Origin of the sequence: Bifidobacterium callitrichos (genome assembly GCF_008698085.1) — a bacterium.
GTDB classification, from domain to species: Bacteria; Actinomycetota; Actinomycetes; order Actinomycetales; family Bifidobacteriaceae; genus Bifidobacterium; species Bifidobacterium callitrichos.
The window spans coordinates 12,800-31,543 of sequence record NZ_RZJP01000004.1; the positions used below are offsets into that span (position 1 = coordinate 12,800).

Annotated in this window: 20 protein-coding genes; 14 read left to right on the forward strand and 6 right to left on the reverse strand. The window is 59.4% G+C overall.

Annotated elements, in window-relative coordinates; translation table 11 throughout:
* Nucleotides 1–96: 96 nt before the first annotated feature.
* Nucleotides 97–774, reverse strand: a complete 678-nt coding sequence (locus EMB92_RS08885; protein ID WP_150394597.1) for a TetR/AcrR family transcriptional regulator — start codon at nucleotides 772–774, stop codon at nucleotides 97–99.
* Between the two features lie 640 nt (nucleotides 775–1,414).
* Here EMB92_RS08885 and EMB92_RS08890 point away from each other — a divergent pair.
* The 6 genes from EMB92_RS08890 (at nucleotide 1,415) to EMB92_RS08915 (ending at nucleotide 8,652) form a co-directional block, all read left to right on the forward strand.
* A complete protein-coding gene (locus EMB92_RS08890; protein WP_150394598.1) occupies nucleotides 1,415–2,923 on the forward strand; it encodes an ATP-binding protein in 1,509 nt (502 codons plus the stop codon).
* 298 nt (nucleotides 2,924–3,221) lie between these two features.
* Complete coding sequence (locus EMB92_RS08895; RefSeq protein WP_223847660.1) at nucleotides 3,222–4,079, forward strand: PhzF family phenazine biosynthesis protein; 858 nt, start codon at nucleotides 3,222–3,224, stop codon at nucleotides 4,077–4,079.
* Complete coding sequence (locus EMB92_RS08900; protein WP_223847661.1) at nucleotides 4,076–4,669, forward strand: DNA-3-methyladenine glycosylase I; 594 nt, start codon at nucleotides 4,076–4,078, stop codon at nucleotides 4,667–4,669. The genes EMB92_RS08895 and EMB92_RS08900 overlap by 4 nt, the downstream gene beginning before the upstream one ends.
* Before the next feature lie 335 nt (nucleotides 4,670–5,004).
* Nucleotides 5,005–5,418 carry a helix-turn-helix domain-containing protein gene (locus tag EMB92_RS08905; protein ID WP_150394599.1) on the forward strand — a complete coding sequence of 138 codons (414 nt, stop codon included), beginning with the start codon at nucleotides 5,005–5,007 and terminating at the stop codon, nucleotides 5,416–5,418.
* A 128-nt stretch (nucleotides 5,419–5,546) separates the two neighbouring features.
* Entirely contained in the window at nucleotides 5,547–6,869 is a 1,323-nt protein-coding gene (locus tag EMB92_RS08910; RefSeq protein WP_150394600.1) for an ATP-binding protein, read from the forward strand.
* A gap of 547 nt (nucleotides 6,870–7,416) precedes the next feature.
* Nucleotides 7,417–8,652, forward strand: coding sequence for an Abi family protein (locus EMB92_RS08915; RefSeq protein WP_150394601.1), 1,236 nt, complete (start codon nucleotides 7,417–7,419; stop codon nucleotides 8,650–8,652).
* Nucleotides 8,653–8,677: 25 nt separating this feature from the next.
* On the opposite strand, the gene EMB92_RS08920 is transcribed toward EMB92_RS08915, so the two are convergent.
* Nucleotides 8,678–9,184: a GNAT family N-acetyltransferase gene (locus EMB92_RS08920; RefSeq protein ID WP_190973634.1), complete on the reverse strand. Its 507-nt coding sequence runs from the start codon at nucleotides 9,182–9,184 to the stop codon at nucleotides 8,678–8,680.
* A gap of 655 nt (nucleotides 9,185–9,839) precedes the next feature.
* Between EMB92_RS08920 and EMB92_RS08925 the strand changes: the two genes are divergently transcribed.
* From EMB92_RS08925 to EMB92_RS08935, 3 genes are all read left to right on the forward strand, one after another.
* Nucleotides 9,840–10,253, forward strand: coding sequence for a helix-turn-helix domain-containing protein (locus EMB92_RS08925; protein WP_150394599.1), 414 nt, complete (start codon nucleotides 9,840–9,842; stop codon nucleotides 10,251–10,253).
* A gap of 513 nt (nucleotides 10,254–10,766) precedes the next feature.
* Complete coding sequence (locus EMB92_RS08930; RefSeq protein ID WP_190973635.1) at nucleotides 10,767–11,546, forward strand: ABC transporter ATP-binding protein; 780 nt, start codon at nucleotides 10,767–10,769, stop codon at nucleotides 11,544–11,546.
* Nucleotides 11,547–11,646: 100 nt separating this feature from the next.
* Nucleotides 11,647–12,402, forward strand: a complete 756-nt coding sequence (locus tag EMB92_RS08935) for a hypothetical protein (RefSeq protein ID WP_150394604.1) — start codon at nucleotides 11,647–11,649, stop codon at nucleotides 12,400–12,402.
* Here EMB92_RS08935 and EMB92_RS08940 read toward each other — a convergent pair.
* A complete protein-coding gene (locus EMB92_RS08940; RefSeq protein ID WP_150394605.1) occupies nucleotides 12,345–13,595 on the reverse strand; it encodes a sensor histidine kinase in 1,251 nt (416 codons plus the stop codon). The genes EMB92_RS08935 and EMB92_RS08940 overlap by 58 nt on opposite strands.
* A gap of 143 nt (nucleotides 13,596–13,738) precedes the next feature.
* Between EMB92_RS08940 and EMB92_RS08945 the strand changes: the two genes are divergently transcribed.
* Together EMB92_RS08945 and EMB92_RS11935 are read left to right on the forward strand one after the other, a co-directional pair.
* Nucleotides 13,739–14,128, forward strand: a complete 390-nt coding sequence (locus EMB92_RS08945; protein WP_190973659.1) for a response regulator — start codon at nucleotides 13,739–13,741, stop codon at nucleotides 14,126–14,128.
* Nucleotides 14,085–14,405: a helix-turn-helix domain-containing protein gene (locus tag EMB92_RS11935; RefSeq protein ID WP_223847698.1), complete on the forward strand. Its 321-nt coding sequence runs from the start codon at nucleotides 14,085–14,087 to the stop codon at nucleotides 14,403–14,405. The genes EMB92_RS08945 and EMB92_RS11935 overlap by 44 nt, the downstream gene beginning before the upstream one ends.
* Nucleotides 14,406–14,639: 234 nt before the next feature.
* Here the strand turns inward: EMB92_RS11935 and EMB92_RS08955 are convergent, their stop codons facing one another.
* Entirely contained in the window at nucleotides 14,640–14,969 is a 330-nt protein-coding gene (locus EMB92_RS08955; protein ID WP_150394608.1) for a winged helix-turn-helix transcriptional regulator, read from the reverse strand.
* A gap of 185 nt (nucleotides 14,970–15,154) precedes the next feature.
* Here EMB92_RS08955 and EMB92_RS08960 point away from each other — a divergent pair, with 185 nt between their 5' ends.
* A complete protein-coding gene (locus EMB92_RS08960) occupies nucleotides 15,155–15,796 on the forward strand; it encodes an SDR family oxidoreductase (protein ID WP_150394822.1) in 642 nt (213 codons plus the stop codon).
* A gap of 153 nt (nucleotides 15,797–15,949) precedes the next feature.
* On the opposite strand, the gene EMB92_RS08965 is transcribed toward EMB92_RS08960, so the two are convergent.
* The gene (locus EMB92_RS08965; RefSeq protein ID WP_150394609.1) at nucleotides 15,950–16,630 is read right to left on the reverse strand and encodes a DUF3800 domain-containing protein; all 681 of its coding nucleotides are present in this window, start codon (nucleotides 16,628–16,630) and stop codon (nucleotides 15,950–15,952) included.
* Between the two features lie 262 nt (nucleotides 16,631–16,892).
* On the opposite strand from EMB92_RS08965, the gene EMB92_RS08970 reads away from it, so the two are divergent.
* Together EMB92_RS08970 and EMB92_RS08975 are read left to right on the forward strand one after the other, a co-directional pair.
* Nucleotides 16,893–17,342: a MarR family winged helix-turn-helix transcriptional regulator gene (locus tag EMB92_RS08970; RefSeq protein WP_150394610.1), complete on the forward strand. Its 450-nt coding sequence runs from the start codon at nucleotides 16,893–16,895 to the stop codon at nucleotides 17,340–17,342.
* Nucleotides 17,343–17,374: 32 nt separating this feature from the next.
* Entirely contained in the window at nucleotides 17,375–18,025 is a 651-nt protein-coding gene (locus tag EMB92_RS08975; RefSeq protein WP_223847663.1) for a hypothetical protein, read from the forward strand.
* Between the two features lie 139 nt (nucleotides 18,026–18,164).
* Here EMB92_RS08975 and EMB92_RS08980 read toward each other — a convergent pair whose 3' ends face one another.
* Complete coding sequence (locus EMB92_RS08980) at nucleotides 18,165–18,686, reverse strand: GNAT family N-acetyltransferase (protein ID WP_190973637.1); 522 nt, start codon at nucleotides 18,684–18,686, stop codon at nucleotides 18,165–18,167.
* Nucleotides 18,687–18,744 lie beyond the last annotated feature (58 nt).

Consider the following 18,744-nt stretch of genomic DNA (forward strand, 5'->3'; position numbering starts at 1 on the left):
GCGGCACGGCGAGGGGCTCCTCTACTACGCCAGGGATACGCCGCGCGGTGTCTTGCCATCACACGGTGCGGCTGCCGTCTCTACCGCATGTGCCTTCTACCGCTCCGCGCGCGGGCGCGTCTCCTCCGCTGCCGACGCCAAGTCCGTAAGTCCTTTCGAGGCCCGTTCGATGAGCATCTCATCGAACAACGGCACTCCGATGGAGTCGAGCATCGTAGCGAGGCAGCGGACGCGGTGCTCCATGTCGTCCTGCGCGGCGGGGTAGAAGCGCGGCATGAGCCAATAGTTGCAGAGGAGCGCGAGCAGCTGCGCTGCTTCTTCAGGGTAGTCCGTGGGGATGGAGCCGTCCCGCGCGCCCTCGTCGATGAGCGGCCGGAATGATTCCGGCAGGCCTTTCGACCAGAAGCGCATGGTGGCGGTGAAGTACATGGGGTCGTCGAGGGCCGCCATCTGCGAGCGGACGAGGTCCATATGCCCGGTGTCCTCGAGGGAGGAGAAGATGAGCACGCGCAGCTTCCTAAGTGCGCTCAGATCCGTGCGACGCATCAGCTCGTCGCGCAGGTGCGTGGATTCCGCCCAATCGTCGGCGTTCAGGCGGTCGAGTATCGCCTCCTTCGATTTGAAGTGATGGTAGAGCCCGCCTTTGGAGAGATCGCCCAGATCGTTCAGGATGTCCTGGATGGACGTCTTCTCATAGCCCTTTTCGATGAAGAGCCTGCGGGCGGAATCAAGAATCCGGCGTTCGGTTTCCTCGGGATGCGCATTGCGTGCCATGCTGTTCGCCTTTCACTTGCTTCACTCACTTCGCTCAAAGAATACAGACCGTCGGTCGGTCTGTCAAGAGATGGTGTTGTCCCGATCGCCCTCGCACTTCGTGGTAGCAGACGGCGTGCGCGGGCGATCGTATTCCTCGGTGACGGCGTGCTCAATGCCGACTCCGGTGCGATGGTGACACGCATCCCTATCGGCGCGGTGCTTGCCTCCATCGGTCTGGTCGTGCCTTCGCCGTGCCACCTCCGTTACCACGTCCGCGGCGTGTCGTGGCGGGTCGGAACGGCATTGACTGGTGTAGGATGCAACGGCTGATTCGCCATGCTGGTGGCGTCGTCATGACGTTGCTTTCGCTGAATTATTCACTGAATACACTGAATTCAGTTATCGATACACTGAATTCAGTGTAGATGCAGCGAATCGTCGTCAGTCGATTGTCGAAGTGCGCTTAGTGGGAACCGCGTAGGTACGCGTTCTCTGGTTCGTTTTCAAGGTTTGATGCCTCAATATACCCGCACGTTAAGCCGCATACCTAGGAACTTGACCTTGGAACCTAGGAAGTCTACTGTTGAACCTAGGAAGTTTCAGGGTTTGGGTTCCTAGGTTGCTTCCTAGGTTCTTCTCCAACGTGCAGGGAGGTTCCGTGTTTTCCAAGGTCGTTACCGACGATGACTTGGCCGTGGCGGTGGATACCATGCGCGAGGCCAACACCGATTTGGCCGATTATGAGATCAAGGATGCCAAGGGCGGTTTTCCGTCTTCCGTGGTGGATTCCATGGTGGCGTTCGCCAACACGTCGGGTGGCGTGGTCATTCTCGGCATCTCCGAGAAGACGTTCGATTCGGTGGATGTGGACGTAAGAATGCTTCAGAGCCGGCTTGCTCAGGCGGCGCGTTACCGCATAAGCCCGTCCATCATGGCCGACATCCTCGTGCTGCATTACGGTGGCAAGCCGGTGGTCGTCGCGAATATCCCCGAACTGGACGTGCGCCAGAAGCCTTGCTACATCCGCAGGGACGGTAGGCCTCAGGGTTCGTATCTGCGTACCGGCGACGGCGACTACAAGATGACGATGTATGAGATCGATCGCTTCATGGAGAACCAGTACCGGATGGCCCGCAACGATGTCGCCATCGTCGACGAAGCCACGGTGGATGACTTGGACCAGACCCTGTTGAACGGATGGTTGAACATCCAGCGAGGGGGATCGTTCGGCGGCACTGCGTCCATGAGCGATGAGCAGTTGATGGTCAATCGTCGTGTGCTGGCCTACGATGCGCAGGATGTGCTGCGTCCCACGGTCGCCGGGTTGATGGCGTTGGGGGCTTTCCCACAGAAATTCTTCCCCCGGCTGAACATCGTGTTCTCGGCGTTTCCCACGTCGGTGAAGGGCGATGTCGCGGCGGGCGGTCGAAGGTTCGTCGATTCGCAGAACATCGACGGGTCGATTCCGGTCATGCTGCTCGCCACGTTGCGCGCGGTGTCCCGCAACATCAGGCATGGTGCCGTGATCAAGGGTGCTCTGCGTGAGGATGTGCCGGAGTATCCACTCGCCGCGGTCAGGGAGGCGGTGGCGAACGCCCTGATGCACCGTGACTACTCGCTGGACGCGCAGGGGGCACCGGTGCGTGTGGAGCTGTATCCGGATCGTTTGGAGATCATCAATCCCGGTGGTTTGTTCGGCACGTTGACTGTGGAGGAGCTCGGCAAAAAGGGCAGTACCCAGTCCCGGAACCAGTTCCTCTCGCGCATTCTGGAGGATGTGCCCTACACGGACATCGATGGTCAGGTCGGTCGCGTGGTGGAGAATCGTGACACCGGGTACGCGATCATCGAAGGCTCCCTTGCCGATGCGCTTATGGATCCGCCGGTGCCGGTGAGCACGTTGAGCGAATTCCGCATCATCTTTGGACATCGCAGGATGACCGAGCAGGAGGGGACCTCCTATTCGCGGGATAACATGCGTCATGCGATTCTCTCGTATCTGGCCGAGCGGAACAGTGCCAGCACTTCCGAGCTGGCCAACGCGGCGGGCGTGTCCCCGAAGACCATCCGCGACTACCTGTCTGGTTTGATGGATGAGAATCTCGTCGAGGGCATCGGATCCAAGTACAGTCCCAAGCGCCGGTACCGGCTGGTGGCTTCCGAGTAGAAGCTAGCGTCACGCCGAATGCTCTGAACCCGAACCTGAACCTAGGAAGTTACCTAGGAACCTAGGAAGTGGGTGTGGGTAAGGTTCCTAGGTTCGGGTGTGGGTTCGGGTCGTCGCCCGCAAGGTCGGTACGAGAGGCTCCGGGTATCCCCGCGAAATGCGGCGTTGATGAGCTTGATGATCCTTTCGCTGGGTTTCCTGTAGCCGAGGGTCTTGCGTGACCACTCGCTGGACGCGCAGAGGGCGTCGGCGATGGCATAATGGGCGCAATGGAACCACCCGTTAAGGAGCGATGATTATGGGCATGAGGCAATACGTGGTGGACGCGTTCGCCGACGAGGTGTTCAAAGGCAACCCGGCGGCGGTGTGCTTGCCGGAGACATGGCCTTCGGAGGAGCTCATGTCCAGCATCGCGATGGAAAACCGGTTCTCCGAAACCGCGTTCATCGTACGCGAGCCACAGGGATATCACCTGCGCTGGTTCACACCCGGCGGCGAGATCGACCTGTGCGGGCACGCCACGCTCGCTTCCGCCTACGTGATCATGCACTTCGTTGAGCCCGATGCCGAGACCATCCGGTTCTACACGCTGAGTGGACAACTGACGGTCACGCGGTCCCGCGGTGATGATGGCGAGGTCTTCGCCATGGACTTCCCCGCCTACGATCTCACACCCACGCCGGTGACCGATGCGATGGAGCAGGCGCTCGGCGCGCGCCCTGTGGAGGCGTGGCTCGGCCGTGACCTGCTATGCGTGATGCGTGACGAACGCACCGTGCGCGGCATGCACCCCGATATGACGCTGGTCAACGAGTTGCCCGGCCTGCTGACCAACGTCACCGCCGCGGGCGATTCCGGCACGGGAATCGACTGCGTGTCCCGCTCGTTCGCTCCGAAATGCGGCGTCGATGAGGACCCGGTCTGCGGTTCCGGCCACTGCCATATCCTGCCCTACTGGAGCCGGCGATTCGGCAGAGACAAGCTGACCGCCTATCAGGCCTCCCAACGCGGCGGCATCATCCATGCGACCGTGACGGCCGGGCGCGTCAGCCTTGGCGGCAGCGCGGCGTTGTTCTCCATCGGGGAGATTCTGCCTGACGGGGCGGATTCCCCGGCGGACGCCGAATCGGCGCAGGCGGGGCAAACCGGGCGATGACCTGCATGATGGGCGACGATTGCAGGCCGCGGTGCGGCTGGTGCAACCTCAACAATCCCGCCTACGTTGCCTACCATGACACCGAGTGGGGCGTGCCGACGCGCGACGATGGACGGCTGTTCGAGATGCTGATGCTCGAGCCCTTCCAGGCCGGCCTGTCGTGGGAGACCATATTGAACAAGCGCGGGAATTTCCGCCGTGCGTTCGACGGTTACAGCATCGAGCGCATCTGCGCCTACGGCGAGGCCAAAATCGCCGAGCTCATGGGCGATCCCGGCATCATCCGCAATCGTCGCAAGATTGAAGCCGCGATCAACAACGCCCAAGTGTTCCGGAGCATGCAGGCGACGGAGCCGGGCGGTTTCGCCGGCTACATCTGGCGGTTCACCGACGGGCGGGTCATCCACGAGACCGGCAAGTCGACGTCCGTCCTATCCGACGCGGTCGCCGCCGACCTCAAATCACGCGGCATGCGGTTCATCGGCAGCACCACCGCATACGCGTATCTGCAATCCATCGGCGTGATTCGTTCGCATGAGCCGGGATGCTTCCTGTATGGGGACGGAGGCGGTGCCGCGGCTGCCCGCTAAGCGGCGGATTGCAAACCCAACGGTCGGGGCTGGACTGGATGGGTGTCGTTGGGCTGTCGGCTGATGCCTCCGGACCTGTTTGAGGTATTTCTTCTTGAGGGTGCGAGATCCCAAAACCTTCATCGGGGCTCGGCACTGCCGCCGCTTGGCGTTCACGGGCTTCGCGCCTCCGCCGTACCACTTCCGTTACCGTGTCCGCGGCGTGTCGTGACGGGTCGCAACGGCATTGCTGGGCGCTGGTTTGGTAACGGGTCGCTCGCATGGTTTGCGGTCATTCCGGATTGTTGTCAGTTTTGTCAGGAATTGGTAGGATGGTGTCAACGTAAGGAGAAATCATGACCGCCGTACTTGAGCCGCCCCGGGCTGCGGGGACGACGATTCCGCGTGGTGACAGGGCGTTGGTCGATGCCGACGGCGATGTGGTGGAGCTGAACGCCGAGGCGTACGAGGCCGCGTTGAACGCCGCGCTCGGTGTGATGGGCCGTCGTCGTATGATCACGACCGGCGAGGCCGCGAGGCTGCTGAACTGCTCGGCCCGCACGGTTGCCCGCATCCTCGATTCCGGTCGTCTCCCGTTCACCCGTAACGGCGCCACCGGTCGGCGCATGGTGGATGTGGCCGACGTGATGGACTATCAGCGGCGCGAGCGCGAGCGTATGGAGCGGTCGCTGTCGTCGATGCGCCGTGCGGCCGTGGAGATGGGCCTGTACGACGAGGACGACGCGGCCTACGTCGCCGATTTCGACTGACGGGTTGGGGGATCGTGTTGTTGGGCCAAAGTGGGGTTCTGAAATGATACCCCTATGCTTTTGTGGTTGGTGTACACGTTTATGGATGATAAAATGTGTGTAGTAACCACAAAACTATAGGGGAAATCATGGTTGACAAGCTTGGCAGAAGCCTCATGCGGTCATTGGACTCGTGGAAAGACGGTCCATCGCGTCAGCCGCTGCTGCTGCGTGGCGCGCGGCAGACAGGCAAGACGTGGTTGGTCTCCGAATTCGGGCGTGAGCACTACCGGCATGTTCTGCGCATCGATTTCATGCGGGACAATGATGTGCGTGGTTTCTTCTCCGGTAGTCTCGATCCCCACGTTATCGTGGATAATCTGTCGATGTACACCGGCATACCCGTCAATCCCGATGACACGTTGATCTTCTTTGACGAGATACAGGAATGTCTCCGTGCGTTGACCGCATTGAAGTACTTCTGCGAGGACGCCAACGAATACCATGTCATCGCCACGGGATCGTACATGGGTGTCTCCAAGCATCCCGACGCATCGTTCCCCGTCGGCAAGGTCACCATGCTCACCTTGCACCCGCTCACGTTCCTCGAGTTTCTCGACAATGCCGGCGAGGCGGGACTGGCCCGTCTTATCGCCCAAGGAAGGTTTGCGGATGTCAGCGAGGTGTTTGCGAACCGTCTGATCGCCCGTCTCAAGGAATACCTGTTTACGGGTGGCATGCCGGCAGCTGTGCTCGCGCGGCTCAACGGCGCGGACGGTGAATCGGTGCGCGACATACAACGCACCATCCTCGATGCTTACGATCTTGACTTCTCCAAACACGCGCCAGTGCGCCTGCTCGACCGTCTGAGGCTTGTATGGCAGACGATGCCTGCGCAACTGGCGAAGGAAAACCGCAAATTCGTGTACGGTGTGGTTCGTCCGGGTGCACGTGCCCGCGATTTCGAGGAAAGCCTCATGTGGTTGCGCGATTACGGAATCGTCACCCGCGTGCCATGCGTTGACGCGCTGCGTTCTCCACTCAGCGCCTATGTCGACGTATCCGCATTCAAATTGTTCACCTCGGATGTCGGGCTACTGGGTGCGTTGGCGAATCTCTCTCCTGCGACCATCGTCGATGGGAACCGATTGTTCACCGAGTTCAAAGGGGCGATGACCGAGCAATACGTATGCCAGCAGCTTGTCGCCCAAGGATACGCGCCAACCTACTGGGCCAATCCGAAAGGGCATGCGGAGATCGACTTCGCCATCGAGGCGGAGGGGACGGTGCGGGCCATCGAGGTGAAGGCCGAGCAGAACCTGCACGCCAAAAGCCTGCGCTACGCGCACGATCATTTCGGTCTCGAACGAGCGTTGCGCCTGAGTCTGAGTGGATACCGGGAAGAGGATTGGCTCATCAATGTTCCCCTTTGGGCGGCCGGCGGACTGAGCACGTACTTGAGTAACCGATAGCGTCATCGGTTTCTGTTCCCGGCTATGCCGACTACATGAAAATGCCGGGGGACTCCCCCGGCTCTGGAGGTCTCACATTGCTGCGGACCTGTGTATGAGACACAGTATCGGATGCTGTCCCGGATTGCAAAGCAATGGTCAGTCGTGGGAAAAATCAGGGGGCGGCGCGGATCACAGGGCTCCAAACCAAATAGATCGCACGATAATAACGCCGGACGTTATGAGAAGGGCATGAAAAAGCCGGAAGCCTATGAAATGCACAGGCTTCCGGCGATGGCGGAGGATACGAGATTCACAACTTCACGCTGTGAAACTGGTGGTATTCCAGCGAAACCGGTCGTGCCGCCTAGCTTCCTTACCGCTCAAATTACCGCTTTTTCGGCGTGTCGCGTGAAAGATCGTGAGTTGGCGCTGCTGATGTTCGATCCCCATTTTGGGCTATACCCCTCTGAAAGCACTCGGCCCGCATCCAATGCAGGATACGGGCCGGTGAAAGCAACCGATAGGTCAAGCCTATCGAACAGCACACAGTATATCATTGGCCGATATGGGTAGGAAATCGACCGTGGATGAACAGGATCGGCAGGAGGTGGCCGAACGCTTTCTGGGACAAGCACGACTTGATCGCTACCGTCGTGAACTACCAGACTTGGAGAAAGCTTTGGCGCTGCACTCTTGGAATCAGGAGTATGCCGGGGCTCTGCACGTTATTCTTAGCTACGCGGAAATCGCTTTACGCAACAGCATCGACCGTGCCTTGTCCCAGCTCAGCGCATCCGAGCTCGACACGGAGCATTGGACGGGAGTGGATTCCTACCGCTACAACGGGGAGAAGAAGCCTTCAGAACGTATGCGCATTCCCTCGGCAATCAGCCCACTAATCCGCACAGATATCTTCAAAGCGCACCAGCATGCTCAGGAAGCCTCGCTGGAGCGTGTCATCAGGCGCAAAAGTCCTAGGGCAGACCGTGGATACGGACATCAGGATGTTCTTGCCCAGTTAATGTTCGGCACTTGGTGCCGTTTGGTAGGCGAGCCATACACCTCGCATAAAACCGAAAGGACACAACGCCTGTGGGCGAGTACGCTGCATGAGGCGTTCCCACAGGTCTCCGCCGATGAAAACGGTCGAATTCAAATCGCCAGGAAACTCATGCAGCTGCGTGAAATCAGGAACCGCGAGGCGCATCATGAAAACCTGTTATATGTGGATCCGGAGAATGTCATTGATGCTGTGATGTCGCTACTTGCCTCCATCGACCCACGGTACACGCGTGGTTGGGTGAATCCTGATGCTGTTCGTCAGGTCGCGTACCGGGATCCTCGTCGTAACGAGCCTATTCGCGCGGCAGCGTTCAAGTTGACGAGCTTGGACATCCATGGCAGGCGACTTACCTCCCGTGAGGTATTGGAAGAACTGATCCGATATTCGGATGCGCACAACGGGAAAGTACTGTTCTGCAATTCCGTGCGCGTGAGAAACCAGTATTTCGGCAAGCTTCGTGAAATCGTACTGTATGCCGACAACGAGCATATCGCGGTTGGCGTGATAGCCGCGCAAGGCCTAACCGAAGAAAACACCGAACCTGACAGTGAATTGCCTGGGTACCGTCGCCCCGTTGAATTCGCGCAATCCGGTTCGTCGGCAGGTACTCGATGGTATGCCATAAATAACTTGAGCATGACCAATCGGACCGGTGATGGCTTTCAAATGCTGGAACGCGATAAGACCCTTCGTGAGGCTTTCGAATCAACAAGAGCAAACTTCATTTACCTTAAATAAGAGGTTTAATAAGAGGGTTGAGGGGCTATTGGTCTGTGTAGTTGATCATTTCCAGTTCCGGTCCCATGTCCTCGGTTTGCGTGTGGCCGGTTTCGTGGAATCCGATATGTCGGTAGAATCCTTGCGCGTTGGCATTGAATGCCATCACCCATAGGACAAGTCGATCGTTGCCGATCGCGTGCTTGCCGGCTTCGACCAGCATCCGTCCAACGCCTCTGCGGTGATGGTCGGCCAGCACGTAGAGCGAGGCCAGTTCCGCCGCGTCGGGTCGGTTGATCGGCGGTCGTGGGGCGCGCAATAGTTCGGTGAATCCGATTACCTGATCGTCGTCCAACGCCACCAATGTCACCTGATTGCGATCATGCACTGCATTGCGCGTCAGTCTGAGCGCAAATTCAGGGGTGATCGCATCCACGATTCCCTGTGGGATGTGGTCTTGATTCAGCTCATGCCATGTGTGTGACTGGACCTGTGCCTTCTGCTCGAACCACTGCGGTTCGATTGGGGCGATGCGAAGCGTCATGAATTTCATTGTAGGCCCGGTGTCCGCCCGGTGTTCGCCTGTCCGGAGGGATTCAGTGCGAGAAATCGTGGTGGCTGCGTTGGGTCCCTCGGGTTTGTGGGATCCAGCGCGGTTGCGGGTGGTTTCGTCGTTGAGTCCCGCGACTTAGACGACTGCCCCCACAGTTACCTGTCAGCTGTGGATTGGAAATCATTGGAATTCTGCCGTTTTGTGGTGGTGCTGTCTGGCCATCTCCGGTTTGATGTCGATGCGGGCGGGTGTTGTTGTGGGACTCAGCGCGAACATCGCGGGGAACCGCGTTGAATCCCCCGGAACAGTCTTAGCTGCGCTGAATCCCCTCAGGCTATCGAGGCGGGCCATAACGGAGGGCGGGTGGAATGGCGAAATGGCTTGAAACCGTTGAAATACCACCGTTTTCGGCATGAAAAAAGGTCTTTCGAATTTCTCCGAAAACCCTGTTGGCGGAGTATATGAGACCCCAACCTTCATCGGGGCTCAGCACTGCCGCCGCTTGGCGTTCACGGGCTTCACGCCTCCGCCGTGCCGCCTCCGTTACCACGTCCGCGGCGTGGCGTGAAAGGTCGCTCGCATGGTTTACGGTCATTCCGGATTGTTGTCAGTTTTGTCAGGAATTGGTAGGATGGTGTCAACGTAAGGAGAAATCATGACTGCCGTACTTGAGCCGCCCCGGGCTGCGGGGACGACGATTCCGCGTGGTGACAGGGCGTTGGTCGATGCCGATGGTGACGTGGTGGAGCTGAACGCCGAGGCGTACGAGGCCGCGTTGAACGCCGCGCTCGGTGTGATGGGCCGTCGTCGTATGATCACGACCGGCGAGGCCGCGAGGCTGCTGAACTGCTCGGCCCGCACGGTTGCCCGCATCCTCGATTCCGGTCGTCTCCCATTCACCCGCAACGGCGCCACCGGTCGGCGCATGGTGGATGTGGCCGACGTGATGGACTATCAGCGGCGCGAGCGCGAGCGTATGGAGCGGTCGCTGTCGTCGATGCGCCGTGCGGCCGTGGAGATGGGCCTGTACGACGAGGACGACGCGGCCTACGTCGCCGATTTCGACTGACGGGTCGAAACTGGGGCGTGATCGGGATGGCGTCGTGAATGCGATGCATGCCGTCGTCGCCAGCAAGGACAATCCGCCGCGGACCATGGGCGAGGAGCTTGAACACCTGTGCAAACTACGCCTCGACAGATTCGCCGACGGTATGGAGCAAGCGATTCGATAAGTCGATTGCGCTGGCAATGACCGGATGTTTGCCTCCCGTCCTCCGATTTCCCGCCCCAACGTGAGGCGGTCCGGCAAAGAAGCGGTCATTATGAGGTGGGGTCGTGCCTGTCCATCCGGACATCCACGCGAAATGCGGCGCCGGCGTCGACTGGAACGACTGACGACTTCCGTACTCGGGTCGTCTGCACATATGTGCAATCCGCGCCGATTCCTGCATGAATGTGCACTCCATTGCGCCTGGGTGGCATAAGAGCGGTTCACGCTCTGTAGCGTGTCGATTGTCGCCTGCATAAGCAGACTGCGCAAGCAGACACGACAATTAAGCCAATCTCAACAAAAAGGATGCTCATGTTGGAAGTCGATAATCTGGGGAAGCGGTATCCCGGCGCTGACCGGATGGCGTTGCATGACGTCAGCTTTACGGTCGATCAAGGCCAGATCGTCGGACTGATCGGCAAGAACGGCGCCGGCAAGACCACGATGCTGAAGATCCTCGCCAAGGCGCAGCGTCCGACGTGCGGCATGGTGCGTTACAACCGGCAGGATCTGTTCGCCCACCCCGGAATGCTCGATGATTTCGGTATCATGATCGCTCCGGTGTTCTACCCGCATCTGAGCGCCGTCAGAAACCTCGAATTCTATCTCGACGTTCACGGCAAGTCCGCATGCCGTCGCAACATCCGTCCGGTGCTGGAACTGGTGGAGCTGTGGGACAATCGCGACCGCAAACCTGCCGGATTCTCGTTCGGCATGAAGCAGCGGATGGCTCTGGCCATCGCTCTCGTGGCCGACCCGAAGTTCATGCTGTTGGACGAGCCCTTCGTCGGCCTTGACCCCGATGGCATTCTGGAACTGGTAGACGTGCTGGGGCGATGGGCGCGCGAGCGCAGCGTGACGATGATTGTTTCGAGTCATCAGCTCAAGGAGCTGGACTCGCTGTGCGATCGCTACCTGTACATGGAGAACGGGACGCTGGCGGACCAGTTCGACGGCAAGCAGCCGGAAGTGACCGTAATCGCGCTGCGGCGTCCCATCGATGATCCTGGCTCGCTAAGCGTCCGCTTCCCTGATGTCTCGGTGTCCGATGCTCGAGCCATGCATGTGGAAATCGCGTCGGACATCCCATGATCGGCGATGTCATGGCGTGGCTTGCCGAGCATTGCGGCATTGCCTGCGTGACGGCTAAGCCGAGCAGACTCGATGCTTGTTTCGGAAAGGTGCGTGGTTGATGCGCATGACGATGCTGATGTTCTCGAATCTCGCGAAAATGCGCGAGAGCCTGATCCTGTTCGCCTTCGGGCTGTTTCCCTTGGCGCTGCCGGTGGTGAATCTGTTCGATACGCAGTTCATGCAGATCGGCGGGCAATCGGGCAGCGTGTCCTATCTGGACTTTCTGGCCGGCGTGGTGAATTTGCAGCATACGATGCTGCTTCCCATGATCGTGATGTTCTATCTCGCGTGCACGCTGCTGCATCAGGAGATTGCGTCCGGTCGTCTGTTCCTGTACAAGGACATGCCGCGATCCGCGGTGTTCGGTGCCAAGATCGGCGCATTGCTTGGTGTGTACGTCTGCTACATGCTGCTGCTGTCGGCGGTTTCCGTGATCCTGTATTTCCTGTACCTGACGCGATTCGAGTATGCTTCCGGCACGATGCTGCCGGCGTCGCCGTCCGACGTGCAATCGGACGTGCTGTCGATCGGTGGCACGGTACTGGTCGCCATGATGTGCATGCTGGCTGCTATGGCGCTGTCGGTTCACTGCTCATCCGGCGTGACGATGCTCGGTGGTGTGCTGCTGATGCTGATCGCCACCATTGCGCCGATGCTGCCATCCTTGCGCTACGTCATGCCGACCGGATACGTGGTGCTGCAAGGGCAACTGGGTTTTGGTGCGGCGTGTGGTGCCATGGTCGCCATCGGCGCGCTCTATTCCGTTGCGTTGTATGCCGTCGGCCGATCGTTGTTCGCCACAGTCGAATACTGAGCTGCGGGGCTGAGGGGAATCGTTGCGTGGAAGTACCATTGACCGTCTTCCATGCTGCTGCGGACGGTTCCGCCGATGCGCTCGATTGCCTTGGCGTGCGACTGCAGGCCTCGTCCATGGCGGACGCCGGTCAGTGGACCGGTGGAGCCACGGGCCGTCTCCGTACGATTCGTCTGGCTGATCGTGACCGCATCGGGCGTGATCTTCACCACCAGCGCGTAGGCGTCCTCTCCCGGCTGAGCGTGCCGGATGATGTTCGCATACAGTTCCTTGACCAGAGCGGAGATGATCGGGTAATGGGGATGCTCGCTCAGGGCACTGTCATCGCCTCGAATGAGCGAAACGCCATTGTATCCGAGCGCCGCCGCGGCACCGTCTTCGGCATGGATGATGTCCTGCAGCCGCGGAGCGTTGCTGGACGTGTTGTCTGGCCGATCGGAACCGATATCGGACATCAAATCGATGACATCATGCACGTGATTGAGCGCGGACTGCGCTTCGAGTCGGATCGTGTTCATGGCGGCTCGGACATCGTCGCCGACTTGCGCGTCATGCTCCCATTTCCATGCCAGCATGGCCACGGCGGACAGCTCCCGCGTCACCGAATCATGAATCGTCGTCGCAAGCCGCTGATTGTGCTCGATCCGTTCGAGACGATCCTGTCGCCGCTGCTCTTCGAACGCCAGCGAAGCCTCTTTCAAACGGGCGTCGGCGTAGACGCGTATCAGCCTGCATAGCAGCGCGGTCATGCCGAACGGCATGATCCATGACAATCCCCATAGCACCGCATGATCCGTGCCATTGATGACATTGCTGGCTACATCGCTGAGCGCGGCGACGACGACCGCTAACACCGGCCACCAGATCCGCCGTGAGGCATAGGCGATATAACCGATCAGTGGGAAAACAGCGAACGGCGCCCAGATGAGCGGGACGGGAGCCACCTCGCACAGCACATGCAATGTGAACATGGCCAGACATGCCGGCATCGGTGCGAACGGCATGGCGCACGTCAACGCGAACTCGATGGCGATGAGCGTCCAAGACACGGCGTTGGCGGGCGGCTCCATGATCAATTGGATGATGATCGCGGCCAGACATGCGACCGCGGTGAGATACACGCTTTTGCGCCGGCGAATATCGTTCGCTCTATCGCCAAACACAGCGGATGGTCCGCGAGTCGGATGATGCATGATCCTCCCTGAATGGCCTGCGCATGCTTATGGACGAGAATGGGCGAACTTCCGGTGTTCACTATACTGTGCGATGGGGTAAGGGAAGGAACAGGAAGGCCACGATACGGGCGTGGCAATGCCAACGAGACAAGGAGAACGCGATGCCGGCGATTGTCGAAGCGGGCGTGTTGGACAACGATGTCCTGGCTTTGGAGCGCATGGCGGCCATTTTGCCGAAGTTGCTGCCGGGGCTTACGGTGTCATGGTCGACCACCAGTGCTCAGGAGGCGGTGCGCCGCTGCTTGGATCCGCAGTGGCGGCCGATGCTGCTCATCGCTGATGTGGAGTTGGACGGTACGACCGGTATGGACGTGTGCCGGCAGATCCGCTATGGTGCCGATCATCCGTTCGTGTTGGCGGTCAGTTCGTTCAGTCCCAGGACGTATGCGGCGGAAGCTGTCGCAGGCCGGCGCGCAGGGGCTTGCGGTCAAGGGCAACATGACGCAGATGGCGGTGGCGCTGCATCGTGTCGCATCCGGCGGTACGTTTAGCCCAGTCGACGGCGTCGACTTTCCGACTGCGTCTGACGCGCATGTGCGGCTGAGCGAAGAGCGGCCCCGGCAGACGGGGGCTGGCAGGTTGAGCGTTGTGGAACGGCGCATTCTCCAGCTGACGTCTGAGGGATACTCCACCGAGGAGATCGCCGGGCAGCTGGGTATCGCGTCCGCTGCGACGGTTCGGTCGCATACGCGCAACATTCGAGAGAAACTTGGCGCGCGGACGCTGAGCCATGCCGTCGCGCTGTGGCTACTCGGCGACGGCGACTAGGCGCGCGAATCACGGTTGCTCGCCATGCGGCCGTGGAGATGGGGGAAATGAGGGCCTGTACGACGAGGACGACGCGGCCTACGTCGCCGATTTCGACTGACGGATCGGAGTCTGTATCGTGTGCGTCACAATAGGATTCTGAAATAGGAGTCCCATGGTTTTGTGGTCGCTGCTCACATTTTTGGATGATAAAATGTGCAAGACAACCACAAAATCATGCCGTGCGCGACTGTGCTATGCGACGCGATTGGCTTTATACCGTTCTCCCCAGTCACGCAAAGCGTTGATGACGATTTCGAGGCTGCGGCCGGTGTCGGTCAGCGAGTATTCGACACGTGGCGGTACCTCCGCGTAGACCTCGCGGTGCACAAGGCCGTCGGCCTCCATCTGGCGGAGGTTCGCGGTGAGCACCTTCTGGGAGATATGACCGATCGAGCGGCGAAGCTCGCTGAACCGCTTGGTGCCGTCCAATAGGTCGCGGATGATGAGGATCTTCCATTTGTCGGAGATGAGCGTGAGCGTCGTCTCCACGGGACACGCCGGGAGTGCGTCGACAGTAATCATGATTATGTCTCGCTTAAATCGTTGGAATCGTCCAATGGTTTCTTTTAGGTTACTATAGCACTTTATTGTGCCTTCTTCCTTTTTGGGTTGTACTTCAATATCGTAAAGCATGTCAACGTGATAATGATGCGGTGCCGCAATCGGCACATGCAAACAACGAACAGACGACCACAAAGGAGATCATGATGACCAAGAACATCGCAGTTGTGGCAGCGAACGGCAAAGCTGGCCGTGCCATCGTCAAGGAGGCCGTCGATCGCGGATTCGACGTGACCGCAATCGTGCGCGGTGAGAACGGGACCGTCGCCCCGCATGCGCTCATCAAGGACCTTTTCGACCTGACTTCCGCCGATTTGGCTGGATTTGATGCCGTTGTCGACGCGTTCGGCGCGTGGACCCCAGAAAGTCTGCCGCAGCATTCCACGTCGTTGCGGCACCTGTCTGACGTGCTCTCCGGCACCGACACCCGTCTGATTGTGGTGGGTGGTGCCGGCAGCCTGTACCTTGACTCCGCGCACACGGTGCAGCTGAGCCAATCCGAGGGATTCCCGGAGGCGTTCAAGCCTCTTGCCGCCGCGATGGGCAAGTCGCTCGCTGAATTGCGTGAACGATCCGACGTCAAGTGGACGTACGTTTCGCCGGCCGCTGACTTCCGCGCCGACGGTCCGCGCACGGGCGAGTACGTACTGGCCGGTGAGGAATTCACCACGAACGCGGACGGCGAAAGCGCCATCAGTTACGCCGACTACGCCGTGGCCATCGTTGATGAGCTGTCCGCTGCGCCTGACGATGCGCATGTCATGAAGCGTATCTCCGTGCGCTGGTAGGAGAATGACAGCATTGTCGGCATGCGCTCGGCGTACCTAACAAGGCGTTTGCCAAGCGCGTGCCGACTGCCGTCCGCCAAGTGCGCGCTGTTCTCTCTCGTCGGTGAAAGATACTTAAAGCGGTGTGAATGCCGGCTTGGGTTTAGATGAGATCTACTGAGCTGTCAGCTGATGCTTTCGGACCTTTTTGAGGAAATTCTTTCTGAAATTTCCCAGTGGTCCGAAGAAACGTTCGTCGGTCGCGGTCTGTTCGTGATTCTCGTACTTGAGGGCTGTCAGTTCGATGGTGCAGATGAGATCCGCTATCTGTGCGAGCCGATAATCCGTCGGAGAGCCCTTGCGATAGACGATGGCCTGCTTCGAGAGCGCGTACTCCACCGCGCCGTGAATGGCCTGTGTGATGAGGCTCTGTCCGCCGTCGTAGTACACCTTGATGGCGTCGAAGCTCTGGAAAAGCGTGAGATGGTCGAATACGATGTTGACGATATCGCGTTTGATGCGTGTTCCCAGCTGGTCCAAGGTCGCGTAATCCGCTTTCCGGTAGATCAATGTCACATACTGTGCGGGAAGTTTGCGCAGCGTGGACATGAAGTAGGCGAGCAGCCGTTTGCGCTGGCTGATGCCGAGCCGCTGATAGTCGTCATGCCCGTTCAGCAACGGGGAAGCGTGCATGGGGATATCCGGCAGGCCGGCATTGCGGAGCAGCTGCTCGTATGCGGTGAACACGGGGATGACGGGATCGGATTGATCGTGGAACACCAGCGTCAGCGCGTAGTAATTGGACTGGAATCCCTGTTCGCCGCTCTCGTCGGCGAAGATCGAGACGTCCGCCATGACGCCCCCTGAAAAATAAAAAATGCCGGGGGACTCCCCCGGCTCTTGGAAGTCTCACATTGCTGCGGACCTGTGTATACCGACGATTACCAGAAGACGTCGTGATTTGCAATGACGGTTGGACAGGGTGTCGTCATGGCCGCGCCGGAATGGGGCTCCTGCGCTGTTGGTGCTGATTGTGGTGGGATGTTGACGCGAGTATGAAATCATACTATTCTGTGAGTATGATTTCATACTCGAAATATGAACGGAAGGTGTGATCGTGGAATTCAGGCAGAATGAGACCTTGCGTGAGTTCGATCGACTGAACCGGCAGATCGACGGGCTCTATCACGAGATAGCCGTCGCTCGCGGGTTGTCCGACAGCGCATACGGCATCCTGCAGGCGATGCTGGTTCTGGGGGAGGGATGCACCCAGACCGCCGTGTGCCGGTACGCGTGCCTGAACAAGCAGACGGTGAACTCGTCCGTCAGAAGGATGGTGCAGGACGGGCTGATCGAACTGCGCCAAGGTGGGGGCCGGGAGATGCGCATGCATCTGACCGCACAGGGCGAGCGCGTGATGCGCGAGCGAGTGCTGCCGGTCGAACGCGCCGAGAACGAGGTGTTCGACGAGATGCCGATCGAGGACCGACAAGCGATACTGCGACTGGTGAATCACTATCTTGATTCCTTCCGCCGCAAGATTGAGAAGTTGGAGGAAGCGCGTTGATCCACCGGATGTTGAACACGATCGGGCTGGGAGTGCTCGGCATCGATCCCATTACCGCCGTGTACATGATGTCGATGAGACTGCGCGGAGAGGGGAAGTCTCGCATCACGTTGTTCTTCCTGTCCTTCGCGGTCTCCACGATCCTTGTCGGCACGGTGCTTGCGGCGTCGATGGGAGCTGCGGCGGCCGACGCTCTGCAAAGCATCCTGCCTGATGACGACAGCCGGTTCTGGGCGATCGCGGAATTCGCCGTATCCATCGTCATCCTGATATGGGTGACGAAGAGGGTCTTCGCCGGCCCCAAGCGCGAGAAGAAACAACCGCGGGAGGCTGTCCGCAGAGGCGTGTTGGGGCATGTCGCCATGGGTTTCGTGTTCGCGGTCACTTCGTTTACCGATCCCACGTTCTACGCGGTGATGCTTATCGGCGGGGAATCGCGCAGCGTCGTCACGGCCGCGCTGCTGCTGACCCTATGGTTCGTGGTCAGTCAATGTCTGGCGATGGTCGTGTACGCCGCCATCCAATGCAATCGCCTCGACGCGCTCGCCGCCAGACTGGACGAGTGGAAGGAGCGGAACCTGACGATGTTCAACCGCGTGCTGCACGGTGTGCTGATTGGTATTGCCATCCTGCTGACCGCCGATGCGACAGCCTATTGGCTTACCGGTGGGTATCTCCTGTAACTGGTGTCATGCATCCGTCGCTGCGTCGGACGAGATTGACATAGCGTTTTGGGGCAATGAAAAATGCCGGGGGATTACCCCCGGCTCTTGGAAGTCTCACATTGCTGCGGACCTGTGTATGAGACATGGTATCAGGGTATTACTGCTGATTGGGTTCGTCGTCCGTGTAGTTGATCATTTCCAGTTCCGGTCCCATGTCCTCGGTTTGCGTGCGACCGGTTTCGTGGAATCCGATGTGTCGGTAGAATCCTTGCGCGTTCGTGTTGAATGCCATCACCCATAGGACAAGTCGATCGTTGCCGATCGCGCGTTTGCCGGCTTCGATCAGCATCCGTCCGACGCCTTTGCGGTGATGGACGGTCAGTACATAGAGCGAGGCCAGTTCTGCCGCGTCGGGCCGGTTGATCGGCGGTCGTGGAGTGCGCAGCAGTTCCGCAAATCCGATTGCCTGATCATTGTCCAGTGCCACCAATGTCGCTTGATTGCTGTTGTTCGCAGCGTTACGCGTCAGTCTCAGTGCGAAATCGGGGGTGATCGCGTCCACGATTTCCTGAGGGATGCGGCCTTGATTCAGCTCACGCCATGTATGTGACTGGACTTGTGCTTTCTGCTCAAACCACTGCGGTTCAATCGGAGCAATGCGAAGCGTCATGGGTTTCATTGTAGGACCAGTGTTCGCTTGTTTCGGGGGACTCAGCGCGAGAAGCTGGGGTGGTTGC

Excerpts from the sequence above, each read along its gene's own strand:
- EMB92_RS08885 (WP_150394597.1), bottom strand. The coding sequence starts at position 774 with ATGGCACGCAATGCGCATCCCGAGGAAACCGAACGCCGGATTCTTGAT.
- EMB92_RS08895 (WP_223847660.1), top strand. The coding sequence starts at position 3,222 with ATGGGCATGAGGCAATACGTGGTGGACGCGTTCGCCGACGAGGTGTTC.
- EMB92_RS08900 (WP_223847661.1), top strand. The coding sequence starts at position 4,076 with ATGACCTGCATGATGGGCGACGATTGCAGGCCGCGGTGCGGCTGGTGC.
- EMB92_RS08905 (WP_150394599.1), top strand. The coding sequence starts at position 5,005 with ATGACCGCCGTACTTGAGCCGCCCCGGGCTGCGGGGACGACGATTCCG.
- EMB92_RS08910 (WP_150394600.1), top strand. The coding sequence starts at position 5,547 with ATGGTTGACAAGCTTGGCAGAAGCCTCATGCGGTCATTGGACTCGTGG.
- EMB92_RS08915 (WP_150394601.1), top strand. The coding sequence starts at position 7,417 with ATGGGTAGGAAATCGACCGTGGATGAACAGGATCGGCAGGAGGTGGCC.
- EMB92_RS08920 (WP_190973634.1), bottom strand. The coding sequence starts at position 9,184 with ATGAAATTCATGACGCTTCGCATCGCCCCAATCGAACCGCAGTGGTTC.
- EMB92_RS08925 (WP_150394599.1), top strand. The coding sequence starts at position 9,840 with ATGACTGCCGTACTTGAGCCGCCCCGGGCTGCGGGGACGACGATTCCG.
- EMB92_RS08930 (WP_190973635.1), top strand. The coding sequence starts at position 10,767 with ATGTTGGAAGTCGATAATCTGGGGAAGCGGTATCCCGGCGCTGACCGG.
- EMB92_RS08935 (WP_150394604.1), top strand. The coding sequence starts at position 11,647 with ATGCGCATGACGATGCTGATGTTCTCGAATCTCGCGAAAATGCGCGAG.
- EMB92_RS08940 (WP_150394605.1), bottom strand. The coding sequence starts at position 13,595 with ATGCATCATCCGACTCGCGGACCATCCGCTGTGTTTGGCGATAGAGCG.
- EMB92_RS08945 (WP_190973659.1), top strand. The coding sequence starts at position 13,739 with ATGCCGGCGATTGTCGAAGCGGGCGTGTTGGACAACGATGTCCTGGCT.
- EMB92_RS11935 (WP_223847698.1), top strand. The coding sequence starts at position 14,085 with ATGGCGGTGGCGCTGCATCGTGTCGCATCCGGCGGTACGTTTAGCCCA.
- EMB92_RS08955 (WP_150394608.1), bottom strand. The coding sequence starts at position 14,969 with ATGATTACTGTCGACGCACTCCCGGCGTGTCCCGTGGAGACGACGCTC.
- EMB92_RS08960 (WP_150394822.1), top strand. The coding sequence starts at position 15,155 with ATGACCAAGAACATCGCAGTTGTGGCAGCGAACGGCAAAGCTGGCCGT.
- EMB92_RS08965 (WP_150394609.1), bottom strand. The coding sequence starts at position 16,630 with ATGGCGGACGTCTCGATCTTCGCCGACGAGAGCGGCGAACAGGGATTC.
- EMB92_RS08980 (WP_190973637.1), bottom strand. The coding sequence starts at position 18,686 with ATGAAACCCATGACGCTTCGCATTGCTCCGATTGAACCGCAGTGGTTT.